This is a genomic window from Streptomyces sp. MAR4 CNX-425 (assembly GCF_048656465.1).
Classification (GTDB): Bacteria; Actinomycetota; Actinomycetes; order Streptomycetales; family Streptomycetaceae; genus Streptomyces.
The window spans coordinates 53,063-68,718 of record NZ_JBMDLF010000017.1 but is presented as its reverse complement, the minus strand read 5'-3'; the positions used below and the strand labels follow the sequence as shown (position 1 = coordinate 68,718).

Genomic DNA, 15,656 nt, shown 5'->3' with positions numbered 1-15,656 from the left:
TCACGGCACCCGGCCCACCGAGGACCACCTCGTCGAACTCCTCCTCTGGCCCGCCGACGGCCACTACTGGCTCGCCGTCTCCGACCCCGGCCCCGGCACCCCCACACCCGCCACACCCGGAGCGCGGACGCGGGCTCCTCCTCGTCGACTCCCTCGCCGCCGCCTGGGCCGTGGTCCCCCGCCGCACCCGCGGCAAAGCCGTCGTCGCCGGGCTGCGGCTCGACGGCGGGTGACTACGGAGACTACGGACGGGTCGCCGGTGGATGCTGTGCTGGGACAGGCTCGGCCCCGGCGGGCAGGCCAGGCTCCAGGAGAAGGCCGGCGGTGCCCTGGAGCGGTGGGCCCGCCTGGACCGCGCGGGCAGCCCGCGCGCCGTGGTCCTCGGGCCGCTCGGACCTTCGCCTCCGGCTTCCGGCCCCTGCCCCGCGGCCGCTCCCCGCAGCAGGCACACTGGGAAGTCGAGTGCTACCACGCCCCGGTACGGGGCCGGGGCCGCGCCGGCTCCTGAGGCCCGCCGCCCGCCGCGCCGCCCGCGTCGCCGCCCGCCGCGCCGCCCGCCCCGCCCTCCGGCCGCCCGGCCGCCGCGTGGTATTTGCGCCGATTGGCGTGAGCCGAGCGCCGTGTGGCACACTATCCAGGTTGCTCGGCTGAGCGTCGATGCTGCGCGCCTCCCGCCGGGAGGACCGGAAGCGAGTCCCACGTATTCGTCGCCCCTCGTCAGGGGCGGAAGTACGGGAATCTTCCGGGAAGCGTCAGCGGGGTGCAGGCCAGGGCGCTCGGTGGGATCCTCCCCTCCTCTTCCGGCAAGGAAACTCCTGCGGACCTCCGTGGGAGAAGTGCTTTTGCGGGAGAAATGCGGAGAGGATCGCGACACGCCCGACCGCGTGGGTCGGGGAACGGGTCTGCGGCTTCCTCGCGGAAGACACCGGGTGCCGGAGCGCTACGAGAACAGGACTGCTGAGAAGCCATGGCGGGACAGAAGATCCGCATCCGGCTCAAGGCCTACGACCACGAGGTCATCGACTCCTCGGCGAAGAAGATCGTCGAGACGGTGACCCGCACTGGTGCGTCGGTCGCGGGCCCGGTGCCGCTGCCCACTGAGAAGAACGTGTACTGCGTCATCAAGTCGCCGCACAAGTACAAGGACTCGCGCGAGCACTTCGAGATGCGCACCCACAAGCGTCTGATCGACATCCTCGACCCGACCCCCAAGACCGTTGACTCGCTGATGCGCCTGGACCTTCCGGCCGGCGTCGACATCGAGATCAAGCTCTGAGAGGTCGCTGAGAGATGGCTAAGCAGATCAAGGGTGTCCTGGGCGAGAAGCTCGGCATGACCCAGGTCTGGGACGAGAACAACCGCGTCGTCCCGGTGACCGTGGTCAAGGCCGGCCCCTGCGTCGTCACCCAGGTCCACACCGCAGACTCCGACGGCTACGACGCCGTCCAGATCGCCTTCGGCGAGATCGACCCGCGCAAGGTGAACAAGCCCCTGAAGGGCCACTTCGCCAAGGCCGACGTCACTCCCCGCCGTCACCTCGTGGAGATCCGCACCGCGGACGCCTCCGAGTACACCCTCGGCCAGGAGGTGACCGCCGAGACCTTCGAGGCCGGCGTCAGGGTCGACGTGACCGGCAAGAGCAAGGGCAAGGGCTTCGCCGGCGTGATGAAGCGGCACGGCTTCTCCGGCGGCAAGGCCAGCCACGGCGCCCACCGCGTGCACCGCAAGCCGGGTTCCATCGGCGGCTGTGCCACTCCCGGCCGCGTGTTCAAGGGCATGCGGATGGCCGGCCGGATGGGCAACCAGCGGGTCACCACCCAGAACCTGACCGTCCACGCCGTTGACGCGGAGAAGGGGCTGCTGCTCATCAAGGGCGCCGTCCCCGGTCCGAACGGCGGCCTCGTCCTGGTCCGTAGCGCGGCCAAGGGGGCCTGAGGTAATGAGCACCGTTGACATCCTTTCGCCGGCGGGCGAGAAGGCCGGGACCGTCGAACTCCCCGCGGAGATCTTCGACGCGCAGGTCAGCATTCCGCTGATCCACCAGGTCGTCACCGCCCAGCTGGCCGCTGCCCGCCAGGGCACGCACAAGACGAAGACCCGCGGCGAGGTCCGCGGCGGCGGCAAGAAGCCGTACCGCCAGAAGGGCACCGGGCGGGCCCGGCAGGGCTCGATCCGCGCGCCGCAGTTCGCGGGCGGCGGTGTCGTGCACGGCCCCGTGCCGCGCGACTACTCGCAGCGGACCCCGAAGAAGATGAAGGCCGCCGCGCTGCGCGGTGCCCTCTCGGACCGGGCGCGGCTCGGCCGGATCCACGTCGTCACCGGCGTGGTCGCCGGCGAGGTCTCGACGAAGGCCGCCAGGACCCTCCTCGGCAAGGTCAGCGAGCGCAAGAACGTGCTGCTGGTCATCGAGCGGGACGACGACCTGTCGCTGCTGTCCGCCCGGAACCTGCCCGACGTGCACATCCTGGACGCCGGTCAGCTGAACACGTACGACGTGCTCGTCTCCGACGACGTGGTCTTCACGCAGGCCGCCTTCGAGCGGTTCGTGGCCGGTCCCGTCCAGGGCGGCGGCAAGAGCCAGTCTCCCGTCGACGCGGTCGAGCTCCAGAAGGCTGAAGGGAGCGACGCCTGATGGTCGACATGGAGAAGACCGAGACCGAGGCCGCGGAGGAGGCGGAGACCGCGTTCTCCGTCACCAGCAAGACGTACGACGACCCGCGCGACGTGCTGCTCAAGCCCGTCGTCTCGGAGAAGAGCTACGCGCTGCTCGACGAGAACAAGTACACGTTCATCGTCGACCCGCGGGCCAACAAGACCCAGATCCGGCAGGCCGTGGAGAAGGTCTTCCAGGTCAAGGTGATCGGGGTCAACACGATCAACCGCCAGGGCAAGCGCAAGCGCACCCGCACCGGCTACGGCAAGCGCGCCGACACCAAGCGCGCCATCGTGACCGTCGCCGAGGGCGACCGCATCGACATCTTCGGCGGCCCGGTCTCCTGACGGAGACCGACAGGGCTGTCCGTCACGGACGAGGACTGAAGAAATGGGTATCCGCAAGTACAAGCCGACGACTCCTGGCCGTCGTGGCGCCAGCGTCGCCGACTTCGTCGAGGTAACGCGGTCCACGCCGGAGAAGTCGCTGGTCCGCCCGCTGCACAGCAAGGGCGGCCGAAACAATTCCGGTCGTGTGACCGTCCGCCACCAGGGCGGCGGCCACAAGCGCGCCTTCCGCGTGATCGACTTCCGTCGGCACGACAAGGACGGCGTGCCCGCCAGGGTCGCGCACATCGAGTACGACCCGAACCGCACCGCGCGCATCGCGCTGCTGCACTACGCCGACGGCGAGAAGCGCTACATCCTCGCGCCGGCCGGCCTGAAGCAGGGCGACCGCATCGAGAACGGCCCCGGCGCCGACATCAAGCCGGGGAACGCGATGCCGCTGCGCAGCATCCCGGTCGGTACGGTCATCCACGCCATCGAGCTGAAGCCCGGCGGCGGCGCGAAGTTCGCCCGCTCCGCCGGCGCGCACGTCCAGCTGCTGGCGAAGGAGGGCCGGATGGCCCACCTGCGGATGCCGTCCGGCGAGATCCGGCTGGTCGACATCCGCTGCCGCGCCACCGTCGGCGAGGTCGGCAACGCCGAGCAGTCGAACATCAACTGGGGCAAGGCCGGCCGCATGCGCTGGAAGGGCGTGCGCCCGACCGTCCGCGGTGTCGTCATGAACCCGATCGACCACCCGCACGGCGGTGGCGAGGGCAGGACCTCCGGTGGTCGCCACCCGGTCTCGCCCTGGGGCCAGAAGGAAGGCCGTACGCGCTCGCCGAAGAAGGCGAGCAACAAGTACATCGTCCGCCGCCGCAAGACGAACAAGAAGCGCTAGGAGCGGGTGGAGTAGAGATGCCGCGCAGTCTGAAGAAGGGGCCCTTCGTCGACGACCACCTCCTGAAGAAGGTGGACGTGCAGAACGAGGCCGGCACCAAGAACGTCATCAAGACCTGGTCCCGCCGCTCGATGATCGTCCCGGCCATGCTGGGCCACACCATCGCGGTGCACGACGGCAAGAAGCACGTACCGGTGTTCGTCACCGAGTCGATGGTCGGGCACAAGCTCGGCGAGTTCGCGCCTACCCGCACCTTCAAGGGCCACGTCAAGGACGACCGCAAGTCGCGTCGTCGCTGACCGGAGTGCGAAGACCATGACTCACACCGAAGGGACAACCATGGAAGCCAGGGCCTCCGCGCGCTACGTGCGGGTCACGCCCATGAAGGCCCGCCGGGTGGTGGACCTCATCCGTGGCATGAACGCCACGGAGGCTCAGGCGGTCCTGCGTTTCGCCCCGCAGGCCGCGAGCGGGCCCGTCGGCAAGGTGCTGGACAGCGCCATCGCCAACGCCGCGCACAACTACGACCACACGGACGTCGACAGCCTCTTCGTGAAGGAGGCGTACGTCGACGAGGGCCCGACCTGGAAGCGGTTCCGGCCCCGCGCGCAGGGCCGGGCGTACCGGATCCGCAAGCGCACCAGCCACATCACGCTGGTCGTCGGCAGCAAGGAAGGGACCCGGTAATGGGCCAGAAGGTAAACCCGCACGGGTTCCGGCTCGGCATCACCACCGACTTCAAGTCGCGCTGGTATGCGGACAAGCTGTACAAGGACTACATCAAGGAAGACGTCGCCATCCGCCGGATGATGACGAAGGGCATGGAGCGCGCGGGCATCTCCAAGGTGGAGATCGAGCGCACCCGTGACCGCGTCCGCGTCGACATCCACACCGCCCGGCCGGGCATCGTCATCGGCCGCCGCGGCGCGGAGGCCGACCGCATCCGCGGCGAGCTGGAGAAGCTCACCGGCAAGCAGGTGCAGCTGAACATCCTTGAGGTCAAGAACCCCGAGACCGACGCGCAGCTCGTTGCGCAGGCCGTCGCCGAGCAGCTGTCCTCCCGCGTCTCCTTCCGCCGGGCCATGCGCAAGAGCATGCAGTCCGCGATGAAGGCGGGCGCCAAGGGCATCAAGATCCAGTGTGGCGGGCGGCTCGGCGGCGCCGAGATGTCCCGCTCGGAGTTCTACCGCGAGGGCCGGGTGCCCCTGCACACGCTGCGCGCCAACGTCGACTACGGCTTCTTCGAGGCCCGTACGACCTTCGGCCGCATCGGCGTGAAGGTCTGGATCTACAAGGGAGATGTGAAGAACATCTCCGAGGTCCGCGCCGAGAACGCCGCGGCCCGCGCCGGCAACCGCCCGTCCCGCGGCGGTGGCGGCGGTGGCGGCGGCGACCGTCCGCGTCGCGGCGGTGAGCGCGGTGGCCGCGGCCGTCGTCCGCAGCGTGAGCAGCAGCAGGCTCCGGCCGCCGAGGCCCCCCGGGCCGAGGCCGCGAGCACCGCCGCTCCCGAAAGCACCGGAACGGAGGGCTGACCCCATGCTCATCCCTCGCAGGGTCAAGCACCGCAAGCAGCACCACCCGAAGCGCCGCGGTCTCGCCAAGGGCGGCACCGAGCTGGCGTTCGGCGACTACGGCATCCAGGCCGCCACGGCCGCGTACGTCACCAACCGGCAGATCGAGGCCGCGCGTATCGCCATGACGCGGCACATCAAGCGCGGTGGCAAGGTGTGGATCAACATCTACCCGGACCGCCCGCTGACCAAGAAGCCCGCCGAGACCCGCATGGGCTCCGGCAAGGGCTCGCCGGAGTGGTGGGTGGCGAACGTCAAGCCCGGGCGTGTGATGTTCGAGCTGTCGTACCCGAACGAGAAGACCGCTCGTGAGGCGCTGACCCGCGCGGCTCACAAGCTTCCGATGAAGTGCCGGATCGTCCGGCGCGAGGGTGGTGAGTCGTGATGGCCGCCGGTACGAAGGCGACCGACCTGCGCCAGCTGTCCAACGATGACCTCGTGGAGAAGCTGCGCGAGGCCAAGGAGGAGCTGTTCAACCTCCGCTTCCAGGCGGCGACCGGACAGTTGGAGAACCACGGCCGGCTGAAGGCCGTCCGCAAGGACATCGCCCGGATCTACACCCTCATGCGGGAGCGCGAGCTCGGCATCGACACGGTGGAGAGCGCCTGATGAGCGAGACGAATGTGACCGAAGAGAACAAGACCGCGCGCGGCTTCCGCAAGACCCGCGAGGGCCTCGTCGTCAGCGACAAGATGGACAAGACCGTCGTCGTCGCCGTCGAGGACCGCGTCAAGCACGCGCTGTACGGCAAGGTCATCCGCCGTACGAACAAGCTCAAGGCGCACGACGAGCAGAACGCCTGCGGCGTCGGCGACCGGGTCCTCCTCATGGAGACGCGGCCGCTGTCGGCGACCAAGCGCTGGCGCGTCGTCGAGATCCTCGAGAAGGCCAAGTAAGCACTCCCGGGGAAGCCCCCGGGAGCAGGTTCCGCCAGGCTCGGCGGGTGCCCTCGTACGAGGGTCCCGCCGGGAACCGGCAGACGATCAGGAGATAGACGTGATCCAGCAGGAGTCGCGACTCAAGGTCGCCGACAACACGGGTGCGAAGGAGATTCTCTGCATCCGTGTGCTCGGCGGATCGGGCCGCCGCTACGCGGGAATCGGTGACGTCGTCGTCGCCACCGTCAAGGACGCGATCCCCGGTGGCAACGTGAAGAAGGGCGACGTCGTCAAGGCGGTCATCGTGCGCACCGTCAAGGAGCGCCGCCGGCCGGACGGTTCGTACATCCGCTTCGACGAGAACGCCGCCGTCATCCTCAAGGCCGACGGCGACCCTCGCGGCACCCGTATCTTCGGCCCGGTCGGCCGTGAGCTGCGCGAGAAGAGGTTCATGAAGATCATCTCGCTCGCGCCGGAGGTGCTGTAACTCATGAAGATCAAGAAGGGTGACCTGGTTCAGGTCATCACCGGCAAGGACCGGGGCAAGCAGGGCAAGGTCATCGCGGCCTTCCCGCGCGAGGACCGCGTCCTGGTCGAGGGTGTCAACCGGGTCAAGAAGCACACCAAGGCCGGCCAGACGGCCCGCGGGTCCAAGACCGGCGGGATCATCACGACCGAGGCCCCGATCCACGTCAGCAATGTGCAGCTGGTGGTGGAGAAGGACGGCAACAAGGTCGTGACCCGGGTCGGCTACCGCTTCGACGAGGACGGCAACAAGGTCCGCGTTGCCAAGCGGACGGGTGAGGACATCTGATGACTGCCACCACCACCGTCCCGCCGCGCCTGAAGCAGCGCTACCGGGACGAGATCCAGGACAAGCTGAAGGACCAGTTCTCGTACGAGAACGTCATGCAGATCCCCGGCCTGACCAAGATCGTGGTCAACATGGGCGTGGGCGACGCCGCCCGCGACTCCAAGCTGATCGAGGGCGCCATCAAGGACCTCGCCACGATCACCGGCCAGAAGCCGTCCGTGACCAAGGCCCGGAAGTCCATCGCGCAGTTCAAGCTGCGCGAGGGCATGCCGATCGGCGCCCACGTCACGCTCCGCGGCGACCGGATGTGGGAGTTCCTCGACCGGCTGCTGTCGCTCGCGCTGCCGCGCATCCGCGACTTCCGCGGCCTGTCGCCGAAGCAGTTCGACGGCCGGGGCAACTACACCTTCGGTCTCACGGAGCAGGTCATGTTCCACGAGATCGACCCTGACAAGATCGACCGGGTCCGGGGCATGGACATCACCGTGGTCACCACGGCGAGCAACGACGACGAGGGCCGCGCCCTGCTTCGTCTCCTCGGCTTCCCGTTCAAGGAGGCATGAGCCGTGGCAAAGAAGGCTCTGATCGCGAAGGCGTCCCGTAAGCCGAAGTTCAAGGTGCGCGGTTACACGCGCTGCCAGCGCTGCGGCCGGCCGCACTCCGTCTACCGCAAGTTCGGCCTGTGCCGCGTGTGCCTCCGTGAGATGGCGCACCGGGGCGAGCTGCCGGGCGTGACCAAGAGCTCCTGGTGATCCGCCGGATCACCGGGACGCTTTGACCGACTACTACGCCGTAGGTCCCCGCACCACACCCGTCCCCACCGCGATGCGGCTGGGGGAGAGGGACGGAGCAGACAGGAAACCGCGGCGAGAGAGGCCGAAGGCCATCACATGACCATGACCGATCCGATCGCAGACATGCTGACCCGTCTGCGGAACGCGAACTCGGCTTACCACGACACCGTGGCCATGCCGCACAGCAAGATCAAGACGCACATCGCGGAGATCCTCCAGCAGGAGGGCTACATCAGCGGCTGGAAGACCGAGGAGGCCCGCGTGGGCCAGAGCCTCGTCCTGGAGCTGAAGTACGGCCCGAACCGCGAGCGCTCGATCGCCGGCATCAAGCGGATCTCGAAGCCGGGTCTGCGGGTCTACGCAAAGTCCACCAACCTGCCGAAGGTGCTCGGCGGCCTGGGCGTGGCGATCATCTCCACCTCCCACGGGCTCCTCACCGACAAGCAGGCTGGCAAGAAGGGCGTGGGCGGGGAAGTCCTCGCCTACGTCTGGTAACGGAAGGGAACGGAGGTAAAGCCATGTCGCGTATTGGCAAGCTGCCCATCCAGGTTCCCGCCGGCGTGGACGTCACCATCGATGGCCGTACGGTCAACGTGAAGGGCCCCAAGGGCACCCTCTCGCACACCGTGGTCGCGCCCATCGACGTCGCCCGCGGCGACGACGGCACCATCGTCGTCTCCCGCCCGAACGACGAGCGCAAGAGCCGCGCGCTGCACGGCCTGTCGCGCACGCTGGTGGCGAACATGGTCACCGGTGTGACCGAGGGCTACGTGAAGAAGCTGGAGATCAGCGGCGTCGGCTACCGCGTCCAGGCCAAGGGCTCCGACCTGGAGTTCTCGCTGGGCTACAGCCACCCGATCTTCGTCGAGGCCCCCGAGGGCATCACCTTCAAGGTCGAGAACCCGACGCGCTTCAGCGTCGAGGGCATCGACAAGCAGAAGGTCGGCGAGGTCGCCGCGAACATCCGCAAGCTGCGGAAGCCCGACCCGTACAAGGCCAAGGGCGTCAAGTACGAGGGTGAGCGCATCCAGCGCAAGGTCGGAAAGGCGGGTAAGTAAGCCATGGCATACGGTGTGAAGATCGCCAAGGGCAGTGCCCGCAAGGCGGCCGCCGTGAAGCGCCGGCACATCCGGGTGCGGAAGAAGCTCTCCGGTACGCCGGACCGCCCGCGCCTGGTCGTGACCCGCTCGAACCGCCACATGGTCGCGCAGGTCGTCGACGACATCGCCGGCCACACGGTGGCCTCGGCCTCCTCGATGGACACGTCCATCCGCGGCGCCGACGGCGACAAGACCGCGCAGGCCAAGCAGGTCGGCGCGCTGGTCGCCGAGCGGGCGAAGGCCGCCGGGATCGAGGCCGTGGTGTTCGACCGCGGTGGCAACAAGTACGCCGGGCGCATCGCCGCCCTGGCCGACGCCGCCCGCGATGCCGGGCTGAAGTTCTGAGAGAGGAAGACCAATGGCTGGACCCCAGCGCCGCGGTGGCGGCGCCGGCGGCGGCGAGCGGCGGGACCGTAAGGGCCGGGACGGCGGCAACGCCGCCGACAAGACCGCGTATGTTGAGCGCGTTGTCGCGATCAACCGAGTCGCCAAGGTAGTGAAGGGTGGTCGTCGCTTCAGCTTCACCGCGCTGGTCGTGGTGGGCGACGGCGACGGCACCGTGGGTGTCGGGTACGGGAAGGCCAAGGAGGTGCCGGCCGCCATCGCCAAGGGTGTGGAGGAGGCCAAGAAGCACTTCTTCAAGGTCCCCCGCATCCAGGGCACCATTCCGCACCCGATCCAGGGTGAGGAGGCCGCGGGTGTCGTGCTGCTGAAGCCGGCGTCGCCCGGTACCGGTGTGATCGCCGGTGGCCCGGTGCGCGCCGTGCTGGAGTGCGCGGGCATCCACGACGTGCTGAGCAAGTCGCTCGGCTCGTCCAACCCGATCAACATCGTGCACGCCACGACGGCCGCGCTCAGGGGCCTGCAGCGTCCCGAGGAGATCGCCGCCCGCCGTGGCCTGCCGCTGGAGGACGTGGCCCCGGCCGCCATGCTGAGGGCCCGCGCAGGGGTGAACGCCTGATGGCACGGCTGAAGATCACCCAGAGCAAGTCCTACATCGGGAGCAAGCAGAACCACCGGGACACGCTGCGGACGCTCGGCCTGCGCCGGCTGCACGACAGCGTGACCCGCGATGACAGTCCCCAGGTGCGCGGCATGGTGCACTCCGTCCGCCACCTGGTGACGGTCGAGGAGGTCGACTGACATGGCCGTGCAGGACGAGGCGGAGAAGAAGCCGCTGAAGGTCCACAACCTGCGGCCGGCCCCGGGCGCGAAGAAGCCGAAGACCCGCGTGGGTCGCGGCGAGGCGTCCAAGGGCAAGACCGCGGGCCGCGGCACCAAGGGCACCAAGGCCCGCTACCAGGTGCCGGAGCGCTTCGAGGGCGGGCAGATGCCGCTGCACATGCGGCTGCCGAAGCTCAAGGGCTTCAAGAACCCCGCCCGCAAGGTGTACCAGGTGGTGAACCTGGACAAGCTGGCCGAGCTGTACCCCGAGGGGGGCGAGGTCACGGTGTCCGATCTGGTCGCCCGGGGCGCGGTGCGCAAGAACGAGCTCGTGAAGGTGCTCGGCAACGGCGACGTCTCCGTGGCGCTGCAGGTGACCGTCGACAAGGTCTCCGGCTCCGCCCGCGAGAAGATCACCGCGGCCGGCGGCTCGGTGACCGAGCGCGCCTGAGTGTGACGGGCAACCGGGGATGTCCCGCATGGGCATCCCCGGTTGGTCGTTCCACGGCAGCGGCACCCCCCGGTAAGGTGGCGTGCACTGTCCCTACCCATGCGGGCGCGCGCCCGCATGGGACGTGTCCGACCATCCGCTGAACAAATGACCCGTCAGCCCTCGTGATCAAGCATGGGGGCCGCAGGAGGCACCGTGCTCACCGCGTTCGCCCGGGCGTTCAAGACACCCGACCTGCGCAAGAAGCTGCTGTTCGTGCTGGGCATCATCGTGATCTACCGGCTCGGTGCGCAGGTTCCCGTCCCCGGAACCGACTACCAGGCCGTGCAGCAATGCATGGACGAGGCCAACGCCAACCAGGGCCTGTTCGGCCTGGTGAACATGTTCAGCGGTGGGGCCCTCCTGCAGATCACCATTTTCGCGCTGGGGATCATGCCGTACATCACGGCGAGCATCATCCTGCAGCTGCTCACGGTGGTGATCCCGCGGCTGGAGGCCCTGAAGAAGGAGGGCCAGTCCGGCACGGCGAAGATCACACAGTACACGCGCTACCTGACCGTCGCCCTCGCCGTGCTCCAGGGCACCGGCCTGGTGGCCACGGCCCGCAGCGGCTCGCTCTTCCCGCAGTGCCAGGTCAACGACCAGATCATCCCCGACGACTCGATCTTCAAGATCATCACGATGGTGATCTGCATGACCGCCGGCACCGCGGTGGTCATGTGGCTCGGTGAGCTGATCACCGACCGCGGCATCGGCAACGGCATGTCGATGCTGATGTTCATCTCGATCGCCGCCGGGTTCCCCGGCGCCCTGTGGAACATCAAGCAGTCCGGCAAGATCATCGACGGCTGGGGCGAGTTCGTCGTCGTCATCGCGCTCGGCCTGGCGATGGTCGGCCTGGTGGTCTTCGTCGAGCAGGCGCAGCGCCGGATCCCCGTGCAGTACGCGAAGCGCATGATCGGGCGCCGCTCCTACGGCGGCACCTCGACCTACATCCCGCTGAAGGTGAACCAGGCGGGTGTCATCCCGGTCATCTTCGCGTCCTCGCTGCTCTACATCCCGGCCCTGATCGTCCAGTTCACCGGCTCGTCCTCGGGCTGGGCGCAGTGGATCGAGGAGAACTTCGTCACCGGCGACCACCCGGTCTACATCATCACGTACTTCCTCATGATCGTGTTCTTCGCGTTCTTCTACGTGGCGATCACGTTCAACCCCGAGGAGGTCGCCGACAACATGAAGAAGTACGGTGGCTTCATCCCGGGCATCCGGGCCGGCCGTCCCACCGCGGAGTACCTGAGCTTCGTACTCAACCGGATCACCTGGCCGGGCTCGCTCTATCTGGGTCTGATCGCGCTGGTACCGACAGTGGCGTTGGTGCTGTTCAAGGCGAACCAGAACTTCCCCTTCGGCGGTACGAGCATCCTCATCATCGTGGGTGTCGGGCTGGAGACGGTGAAGCAGATCGAGAGCAAGCTGCAGCAGCATCACTACGAAGGGTTCCTCCGCTGATGCGTATCGTCCTCGTCGGGCCCCCCGGTGCGGGCAAGGGCACGCAGGCCGCCCTGCTCGCCAAGAACCTGTCCATCCCGCACGTCTCCACCGGCGACCTCTTCCGCGCCAACATCAGCAAGGGCACGGAGCTGGGCCGGCAGGCGAAGGCGTACATGGAGGCGGGCAACCTGGTGCCGGACGAGGTAACCGTGGGGATGGCCTGGGACCGGATGGAGCAGCCCGACGCCCGGGCCGGCTTCCTCCTGGACGGCTTCCCGCGGAACGTGGCGCAGGCGGTGTCCCTCGACGGCCTCCTGAAGGAGGCCGGGCTGGAGCTGGACGCCGTGCTCGACCTGGAGGTGCCGGAGGACGAGGTCGTCAAGCGCATCGCCGGCCGGCGGACCTGCCGCAACGACAGCAGCCACGTGTTCCACGTCACGTACTCCCCGCCGGAGCGCGAGGGCGTGTGCGACATCTGCGGCGGCGAGCTGTACCAGCGCGACGACGACGACGAGGACACGGTCCGGCGCCGGCTGGAGGTCTACCACGAGGAGACCGAGCCGATCATCGACTACTTCAAGGCCCAGGGCCTGGTGACGACGATCTCGGCGCTGGGCTCGGTCGCCCAGGTCACCCGGCGGGCGATGGAGGCCCTGCCCGGCGGGGTGTCCGCGGAGCGGTCCTAGCCCGGCCCCGGGACCGCCGTCTCGGCCTGTCGCCGGCTCCGCCCGAGGGGGCGGGGCCGGCGAGGCCGTTCACGGGCCCGTACGGGGTCGCGTCCCGCGAGGTGGTGCAGGCGATCATGAGCTTCGCCTTCCGGCGCCGGGCTTGCGATGATCCCTCCGTGGGCGCGGAACGCGAAGTGGCCCGGTCGGGCACCGGTGGTGCCCCGGCCGGGCCGCCATTCCGTGCGGGCGTCACAGGGCCCGTGAGGGGCCTCGCGGGGTTCGTTCGGACCTCTGTACGGCCCGCGCCCGCCGGCCGGCCGCGGCGGGCACGTATCGTGGACGGGAAGCATCCCTCGTCGGCCCAGGAGGCAGCAGCCGCCATGGTGGAGATCAAGACCCCGGAACAGATCGCGAAGATGCGGTCCGCCGGCCTCGTCGTCGCGGCCATGCACCGCGAGTGCGCCGCCGCCGCCGTGCCCGGGGCCACCACGAAGGACCTCGACGAGGTCGCCGCCAAGGTCCTCGCCGACCACGGCGCCAAGCCGAACTTCCTGGGGTACGGCGGCTTCCCCGGCAACATCTGCACGTCGGTGAACGACGTCGTCGTCCACGGCATCCCGGACCGCGCGACGGTGCTGCGCGAGGGCGACGTGATCTCCATCGACGCCGGCGCGATCGTCGACGGCTGGCACGCCGACGCCGCCATCACCGTCTTCGTCGGCACCGGCCACCGCGCGGAGCTGCACGAGCTGAGCCGGGTGACGGAGGAGTCGATGTGGGCCGGCATCGCCGCCGTCCGCAAGGGCAACCGCCTCGTGGACATCTCCGCGGCCATCGAGGGCTACATCCGCCGCCAGCCGCGCCCCGCCGCCGGCAAGTACGGCATCGTCGAGGAGTACGGCGGCCACGGCATCGGCTCGCAGATGCACATGGACCCGCACCTGCTGAACTACGTCGACAAGCGCCGCGGCCGCGGCCCGAAGCTGGTCCCCGGCTTCTGCATCGCGATCGAGCCGATGGTCAGCCTCGGTACGCCCCGTACCCACGTGCTGCCGGACGAGTGGACGGTCAAGACGGACGACGGCAGCTGGTCGAGCCACTGGGAGCACTCCGTGGCCCTCACCGAGGCCGGCCCGCTGGTGCTGACCGCCCCGGACGGCGGCCGGGAGAAGCTCGCGGGGTACGGGGTGACGGCGGCCCCGGACCCGCTGGACTGACGCCCCGCGGCCGGGCGGGGCCCGGCCGGGCGGACGCTTAACGATCTCGCGGAGCGGGCAGACTCCCGATTTCGCCTTTCGGGGGCGGTCGCGTAGACTGGCTCGTCGGTCCCCGTGCACCCGTGTGCCCCCGGACCATCCAGGTAGCCGAATCCGGAAGGTGAAGCGCTCAAGCATGGCCAAAAAACAAGGGGCCATCGAGATCGAGGGCACCGTCGTCGAGTCTCTGCCGAACGCGATGTTCAAGGTGGAACTCCAGAACGGGCACCAGGTCCTCGCGCACATCAGCGGCAAGATGCGGATGCACTACATCCGTATCCTTCCCGACGACAGGGTCGTGGTGGAGCTGTCTCCGTACGACCTGACGCGCGGACGGATCGTCTACCGCTACAAGTAGATCTTGCTTCGTCCCGCTCCCGTGGGGCGGGGCACCGACCCGGAGAACCTCCAGACATGAAGGTCAAGCCGAGCGTCAAGAAGATCTGCGACAAGTGCAAGGTGATCCGCCGTCACGGCCGGGTCATGGTCATCTGCGAAAACCTGCGCCACAAGCAGCGCCAGGGCTGACGTACGCCGACCTGATCCACCACCTCGCACCGCTCGCAGCTCGTCGCGCGACGCACGCGAACAAGTGAAGAAGCAGCCACCCGACCCCCACGAACGTGTGTGGGACGACACCCCCGGCTCGGAGGCCGGGGACCCGGCTCGTAGCGAACCACGGGAACGGTGCTGCGGAAGACCTCCGACAAGACACAGGAGCCATGAATGGCACGCGTTGCAGGTGTCGACATCCCACGCGAGAAGCGCGTGGAGGTCGCCCTCACCTACGTGTTCGGCATCGGCCGGACGCTCTCCCAGCAGACGCTGGTCGCGACCGGGGTGAGCCCCGACACCCGCGTCCGCGATCTGTCCGAGGAAGAGCTCGTCAAGATCCGCGAGTACGTGGACAACAACCTCAGGACCGAGGGTGACCTCCGCCGTGAGATCCAGGCGGACATCCGGCGCAAGGTCGAGATCGGCTGCTACCAGGGCCTGCGGCACCGCCGCGGACTGCCCGTACACGGCCAGCGCACCTCGACCAACGCCCGCACCCGCAAGGGTCCGCGTCGCGCCATCGCCGGCAAGAAGAAGCCGGGCAAGAAGTAGTCCGCAGCGGTCCGCTCTGTGCGCCCGCATCGCTGCAGGACCGACCACCTCCACGGGAGATAACACCGAATGCCTCCGAAGAGCCGAGCGGCCGGGGCCAAGAAGGTCCGCCGCAAGGAAAAGAAGAATGTGGCCCATGGCCACGCCCACATCAAGAGCACGTTCAACAACACGATCATCTCGATCACCGACCCGACCGGGAACGTGATCTCGTGGGCCTCCGCCGGCCATGTCGGCTTCAAGGGCTCGCGCAAGTCGACGCCCTTCGCCGCCCAGATGGCCGCCGAGTCCGCCGCCCGCCGCGCCCAGGAGCACGGCATGCGCAAGGTCGACGTCTTCGTGAAGGGTCCCGGCTCCGGCCGCGAGACCGCGATCCGCTCCCTCCAGGCCACCGGCCTTGAGGTCGGGTCCATCCAGGACGTCACGCCCACCCCGCACAACGGCTGCCGCCCGCCGAAGCGCCGCCGGGTCTGAGAAAAGCG

At 68.8% G+C, this 15,656-nt stretch carries 28 protein-coding genes and 1 pseudogene; all 29 read left to right on the top strand.

What is annotated here, in order from left to right; genetic code table 11:
- Nucleotides 1–233: pseudogene (locus tag ACHZ99_RS32165) on the top strand (ATP-binding protein); the annotation flags it as partial.
- 734 nt (nt 234–967) lie between these two features.
- A complete protein-coding gene (gene rpsJ, locus ACHZ99_RS32160) occupies nt 968–1,276 on the top strand; it encodes a 30S ribosomal protein S10 (RefSeq protein ID WP_003948644.1) in 309 nt (102 codons plus the stop codon).
- Between the two features lie 14 nt (nt 1,277–1,290).
- Nucleotides 1,291–1,935, top strand: a complete 645-nt coding sequence (gene rplC, locus ACHZ99_RS32155) for a 50S ribosomal protein L3 (protein ID WP_420308366.1) — start codon at nt 1,291–1,293, stop codon at nt 1,933–1,935.
- A 4-nt stretch (nt 1,936–1,939) separates the two neighbouring features.
- Entirely contained in the window at nt 1,940–2,632 is a 693-nt protein-coding gene (gene rplD, locus ACHZ99_RS32150) for a 50S ribosomal protein L4 (RefSeq protein ID WP_420308365.1), read from the top strand.
- Nucleotides 2,632–3,000, top strand: a complete 369-nt coding sequence (gene rplW / locus ACHZ99_RS32145; protein WP_420308364.1) for a 50S ribosomal protein L23 — start codon at nt 2,632–2,634, stop codon at nt 2,998–3,000. Before rplD ends, rplW begins: the two co-directional genes overlap by 1 nt.
- 43 nt (nt 3,001–3,043) lie before the next feature.
- A complete protein-coding gene (rplB, locus tag ACHZ99_RS32140; protein ID WP_420308363.1) occupies nt 3,044–3,880 on the top strand; it encodes a 50S ribosomal protein L2 in 837 nt (278 codons plus the stop codon).
- Between the two features lie 17 nt (nt 3,881–3,897).
- Nucleotides 3,898–4,179, top strand: coding sequence for a 30S ribosomal protein S19 (gene rpsS, locus ACHZ99_RS32135; protein WP_027754757.1), 282 nt, complete (start codon nt 3,898–3,900; stop codon nt 4,177–4,179).
- A gap of 40 nt (nt 4,180–4,219) precedes the next feature.
- A complete protein-coding gene (gene rplV, locus ACHZ99_RS32130) occupies nt 4,220–4,567 on the top strand; it encodes a 50S ribosomal protein L22 (protein WP_420308362.1) in 348 nt (115 codons plus the stop codon).
- Nucleotides 4,567–5,412 (top strand): 30S ribosomal protein S3, encoded by an 846-nt coding sequence (rpsC, locus tag ACHZ99_RS32125; RefSeq protein WP_420308361.1) that lies wholly within the window; start codon nt 4,567–4,569, stop codon nt 5,410–5,412. Before rplV ends, rpsC begins: the two co-directional genes overlap by 1 nt.
- A 4-nt stretch (nt 5,413–5,416) precedes the next feature.
- Nucleotides 5,417–5,836, top strand: coding sequence for a 50S ribosomal protein L16 (gene rplP / locus ACHZ99_RS32120; RefSeq protein ID WP_027754754.1), 420 nt, complete (start codon nt 5,417–5,419; stop codon nt 5,834–5,836).
- Nucleotides 5,836–6,060, top strand: a complete 225-nt coding sequence (rpmC, locus tag ACHZ99_RS32115; RefSeq protein ID WP_420308360.1) for a 50S ribosomal protein L29 — start codon at nt 5,836–5,838, stop codon at nt 6,058–6,060. The genes rplP and rpmC overlap by 1 nt, the downstream gene beginning before the upstream one ends.
- Entirely contained in the window at nt 6,060–6,347 is a 288-nt protein-coding gene (gene rpsQ, locus ACHZ99_RS32110) for a 30S ribosomal protein S17 (RefSeq protein ID WP_420308359.1), read from the top strand. Before rpmC ends, rpsQ begins: the two co-directional genes overlap by 1 nt.
- Nucleotides 6,348–6,447: 100 nt before the next feature.
- The gene (gene rplN, locus ACHZ99_RS32105) at nt 6,448–6,816 is read left to right on the top strand and encodes a 50S ribosomal protein L14 (protein ID WP_420308358.1); all 369 of its coding nucleotides are present in this window, start codon (nt 6,448–6,450) and stop codon (nt 6,814–6,816) included.
- Nucleotides 6,817–6,819: 3 nt separating this feature from the next.
- Nucleotides 6,820–7,143 (top strand): 50S ribosomal protein L24, encoded by a 324-nt coding sequence (gene rplX / locus ACHZ99_RS32100; protein WP_420308357.1) that lies wholly within the window; start codon nt 6,820–6,822, stop codon nt 7,141–7,143.
- Nucleotides 7,143–7,706 (top strand): 50S ribosomal protein L5, encoded by a 564-nt coding sequence (gene rplE, locus ACHZ99_RS32095; protein WP_420308356.1) that lies wholly within the window; start codon nt 7,143–7,145, stop codon nt 7,704–7,706. Before rplX ends, rplE begins: the two co-directional genes overlap by 1 nt.
- A 3-nt stretch (nt 7,707–7,709) precedes the next feature.
- Nucleotides 7,710–7,895 (top strand): type Z 30S ribosomal protein S14, encoded by a 186-nt coding sequence (locus ACHZ99_RS32090; RefSeq protein WP_027754748.1) that lies wholly within the window; start codon nt 7,710–7,712, stop codon nt 7,893–7,895.
- A 138-nt stretch (nt 7,896–8,033) separates the two neighbouring features.
- A complete protein-coding gene (gene rpsH, locus ACHZ99_RS32085; protein WP_027754747.1) occupies nt 8,034–8,432 on the top strand; it encodes a 30S ribosomal protein S8 in 399 nt (132 codons plus the stop codon).
- A gap of 23 nt (nt 8,433–8,455) precedes the next feature.
- On the top strand, nt 8,456–8,995 hold the full coding sequence (gene rplF / locus ACHZ99_RS32080; protein WP_420308355.1) for a 50S ribosomal protein L6: 540 nt from the start codon (nt 8,456–8,458) through the stop codon (nt 8,993–8,995).
- Between the two features lie 3 nt (nt 8,996–8,998).
- Nucleotides 8,999–9,382: a 50S ribosomal protein L18 gene (rplR, locus tag ACHZ99_RS32075; protein ID WP_420308354.1), complete on the top strand. Its 384-nt coding sequence runs from the start codon at nt 8,999–9,001 to the stop codon at nt 9,380–9,382.
- A gap of 13 nt (nt 9,383–9,395) precedes the next feature.
- Complete coding sequence (gene rpsE, locus ACHZ99_RS32070; protein ID WP_420308353.1) at nt 9,396–9,998, top strand: 30S ribosomal protein S5; 603 nt, start codon at nt 9,396–9,398, stop codon at nt 9,996–9,998.
- The gene (gene rpmD / locus ACHZ99_RS32065) at nt 9,998–10,180 is read left to right on the top strand and encodes a 50S ribosomal protein L30 (RefSeq protein WP_420308352.1); all 183 of its coding nucleotides are present in this window, start codon (nt 9,998–10,000) and stop codon (nt 10,178–10,180) included. Before rpsE ends, rpmD begins: the two co-directional genes overlap by 1 nt.
- Nucleotide 10,181: 1 nt before the next feature.
- Nucleotides 10,182–10,652, top strand: a complete 471-nt coding sequence (gene rplO / locus ACHZ99_RS32060; RefSeq protein ID WP_420308351.1) for a 50S ribosomal protein L15 — start codon at nt 10,182–10,184, stop codon at nt 10,650–10,652.
- Between the two features lie 195 nt (nt 10,653–10,847).
- Nucleotides 10,848–12,161 carry a preprotein translocase subunit SecY gene (gene secY, locus ACHZ99_RS32055; protein ID WP_420308350.1) on the top strand — a complete coding sequence of 438 codons (1,314 nt, stop codon included), beginning with the start codon at nt 10,848–10,850 and terminating at the stop codon, nt 12,159–12,161.
- On the top strand, nt 12,161–12,829 hold the full coding sequence (locus ACHZ99_RS32050) for an adenylate kinase (RefSeq protein ID WP_420308349.1): 669 nt from the start codon (nt 12,161–12,163) through the stop codon (nt 12,827–12,829). The genes secY and ACHZ99_RS32050 overlap by 1 nt, the downstream gene beginning before the upstream one ends.
- Before the next feature lie 362 nt (nt 12,830–13,191).
- The gene (gene map / locus ACHZ99_RS32045) at nt 13,192–14,028 is read left to right on the top strand and encodes a type I methionyl aminopeptidase (protein ID WP_420308348.1); all 837 of its coding nucleotides are present in this window, start codon (nt 13,192–13,194) and stop codon (nt 14,026–14,028) included.
- A gap of 175 nt (nt 14,029–14,203) precedes the next feature.
- Entirely contained in the window at nt 14,204–14,425 is a 222-nt protein-coding gene (gene infA, locus ACHZ99_RS32040; RefSeq protein ID WP_003948620.1) for a translation initiation factor IF-1, read from the top strand.
- A 56-nt stretch (nt 14,426–14,481) separates the two neighbouring features.
- On the top strand, nt 14,482–14,595 hold the full coding sequence (rpmJ, locus tag ACHZ99_RS32035) for a 50S ribosomal protein L36 (protein WP_009740505.1): 114 nt from the start codon (nt 14,482–14,484) through the stop codon (nt 14,593–14,595).
- A 198-nt stretch (nt 14,596–14,793) separates the two neighbouring features.
- The gene (rpsM, locus tag ACHZ99_RS32030; RefSeq protein WP_420308347.1) at nt 14,794–15,174 is read left to right on the top strand and encodes a 30S ribosomal protein S13; all 381 of its coding nucleotides are present in this window, start codon (nt 14,794–14,796) and stop codon (nt 15,172–15,174) included.
- Between the two features lie 69 nt (nt 15,175–15,243).
- On the top strand, nt 15,244–15,648 hold the full coding sequence (gene rpsK / locus ACHZ99_RS32025) for a 30S ribosomal protein S11 (RefSeq protein ID WP_027754735.1): 405 nt from the start codon (nt 15,244–15,246) through the stop codon (nt 15,646–15,648).
- The last annotated feature ends 8 nt before the right edge of the window (nt 15,649–15,656 follow it).

Bases quoted from the DNA above. Each gene is read 5' to 3' on its own strand.
- rpsJ (WP_003948644.1), top strand. From the start codon at position 968: ATGGCGGGACAGAAGATCCGCATCCGGCTCAAGGCCTACGACCACGAG.
- rplC (WP_420308366.1), top strand. From the start codon at position 1,291: ATGGCTAAGCAGATCAAGGGTGTCCTGGGCGAGAAGCTCGGCATGACC.
- rplD (WP_420308365.1), top strand. From the start codon at position 1,940: ATGAGCACCGTTGACATCCTTTCGCCGGCGGGCGAGAAGGCCGGGACC.
- rplW (WP_420308364.1), top strand. From the start codon at position 2,632: ATGGTCGACATGGAGAAGACCGAGACCGAGGCCGCGGAGGAGGCGGAG.
- rplB (WP_420308363.1), top strand. From the start codon at position 3,044: ATGGGTATCCGCAAGTACAAGCCGACGACTCCTGGCCGTCGTGGCGCC.
- rpsS (WP_027754757.1), top strand. From the start codon at position 3,898: ATGCCGCGCAGTCTGAAGAAGGGGCCCTTCGTCGACGACCACCTCCTG.
- rplV (WP_420308362.1), top strand. From the start codon at position 4,220: ATGGAAGCCAGGGCCTCCGCGCGCTACGTGCGGGTCACGCCCATGAAG.
- rpsC (WP_420308361.1), top strand. From the start codon at position 4,567: ATGGGCCAGAAGGTAAACCCGCACGGGTTCCGGCTCGGCATCACCACC.
- rplP (WP_027754754.1), top strand. From the start codon at position 5,417: ATGCTCATCCCTCGCAGGGTCAAGCACCGCAAGCAGCACCACCCGAAG.
- rpmC (WP_420308360.1), top strand. From the start codon at position 5,836: ATGGCCGCCGGTACGAAGGCGACCGACCTGCGCCAGCTGTCCAACGAT.
- rpsQ (WP_420308359.1), top strand. From the start codon at position 6,060: ATGAGCGAGACGAATGTGACCGAAGAGAACAAGACCGCGCGCGGCTTC.
- rplX (WP_420308357.1), top strand. From the start codon at position 6,820: ATGAAGATCAAGAAGGGTGACCTGGTTCAGGTCATCACCGGCAAGGAC.
- rplE (WP_420308356.1), top strand. From the start codon at position 7,143: ATGACTGCCACCACCACCGTCCCGCCGCGCCTGAAGCAGCGCTACCGG.
- rpsH (WP_027754747.1), top strand. From the start codon at position 8,034: ATGACCATGACCGATCCGATCGCAGACATGCTGACCCGTCTGCGGAAC.
- rplF (WP_420308355.1), top strand. From the start codon at position 8,456: ATGTCGCGTATTGGCAAGCTGCCCATCCAGGTTCCCGCCGGCGTGGAC.
- rplR (WP_420308354.1), top strand. From the start codon at position 8,999: ATGGCATACGGTGTGAAGATCGCCAAGGGCAGTGCCCGCAAGGCGGCC.
- rpsE (WP_420308353.1), top strand. From the start codon at position 9,396: ATGGCTGGACCCCAGCGCCGCGGTGGCGGCGCCGGCGGCGGCGAGCGG.
- rpmD (WP_420308352.1), top strand. From the start codon at position 9,998: ATGGCACGGCTGAAGATCACCCAGAGCAAGTCCTACATCGGGAGCAAG.
- rplO (WP_420308351.1), top strand. From the start codon at position 10,182: ATGGCCGTGCAGGACGAGGCGGAGAAGAAGCCGCTGAAGGTCCACAAC.
- ACHZ99_RS32050 (WP_420308349.1), top strand. From the start codon at position 12,161: ATGCGTATCGTCCTCGTCGGGCCCCCCGGTGCGGGCAAGGGCACGCAG.
- map (WP_420308348.1), top strand. From the start codon at position 13,192: ATGGTGGAGATCAAGACCCCGGAACAGATCGCGAAGATGCGGTCCGCC.
- infA (WP_003948620.1), top strand. From the start codon at position 14,204: ATGGCCAAAAAACAAGGGGCCATCGAGATCGAGGGCACCGTCGTCGAG.
- rpmJ (WP_009740505.1), top strand. From the start codon at position 14,482: ATGAAGGTCAAGCCGAGCGTCAAGAAGATCTGCGACAAGTGCAAGGTG.
- rpsM (WP_420308347.1), top strand. From the start codon at position 14,794: ATGGCACGCGTTGCAGGTGTCGACATCCCACGCGAGAAGCGCGTGGAG.
- rpsK (WP_027754735.1), top strand. From the start codon at position 15,244: ATGCCTCCGAAGAGCCGAGCGGCCGGGGCCAAGAAGGTCCGCCGCAAG.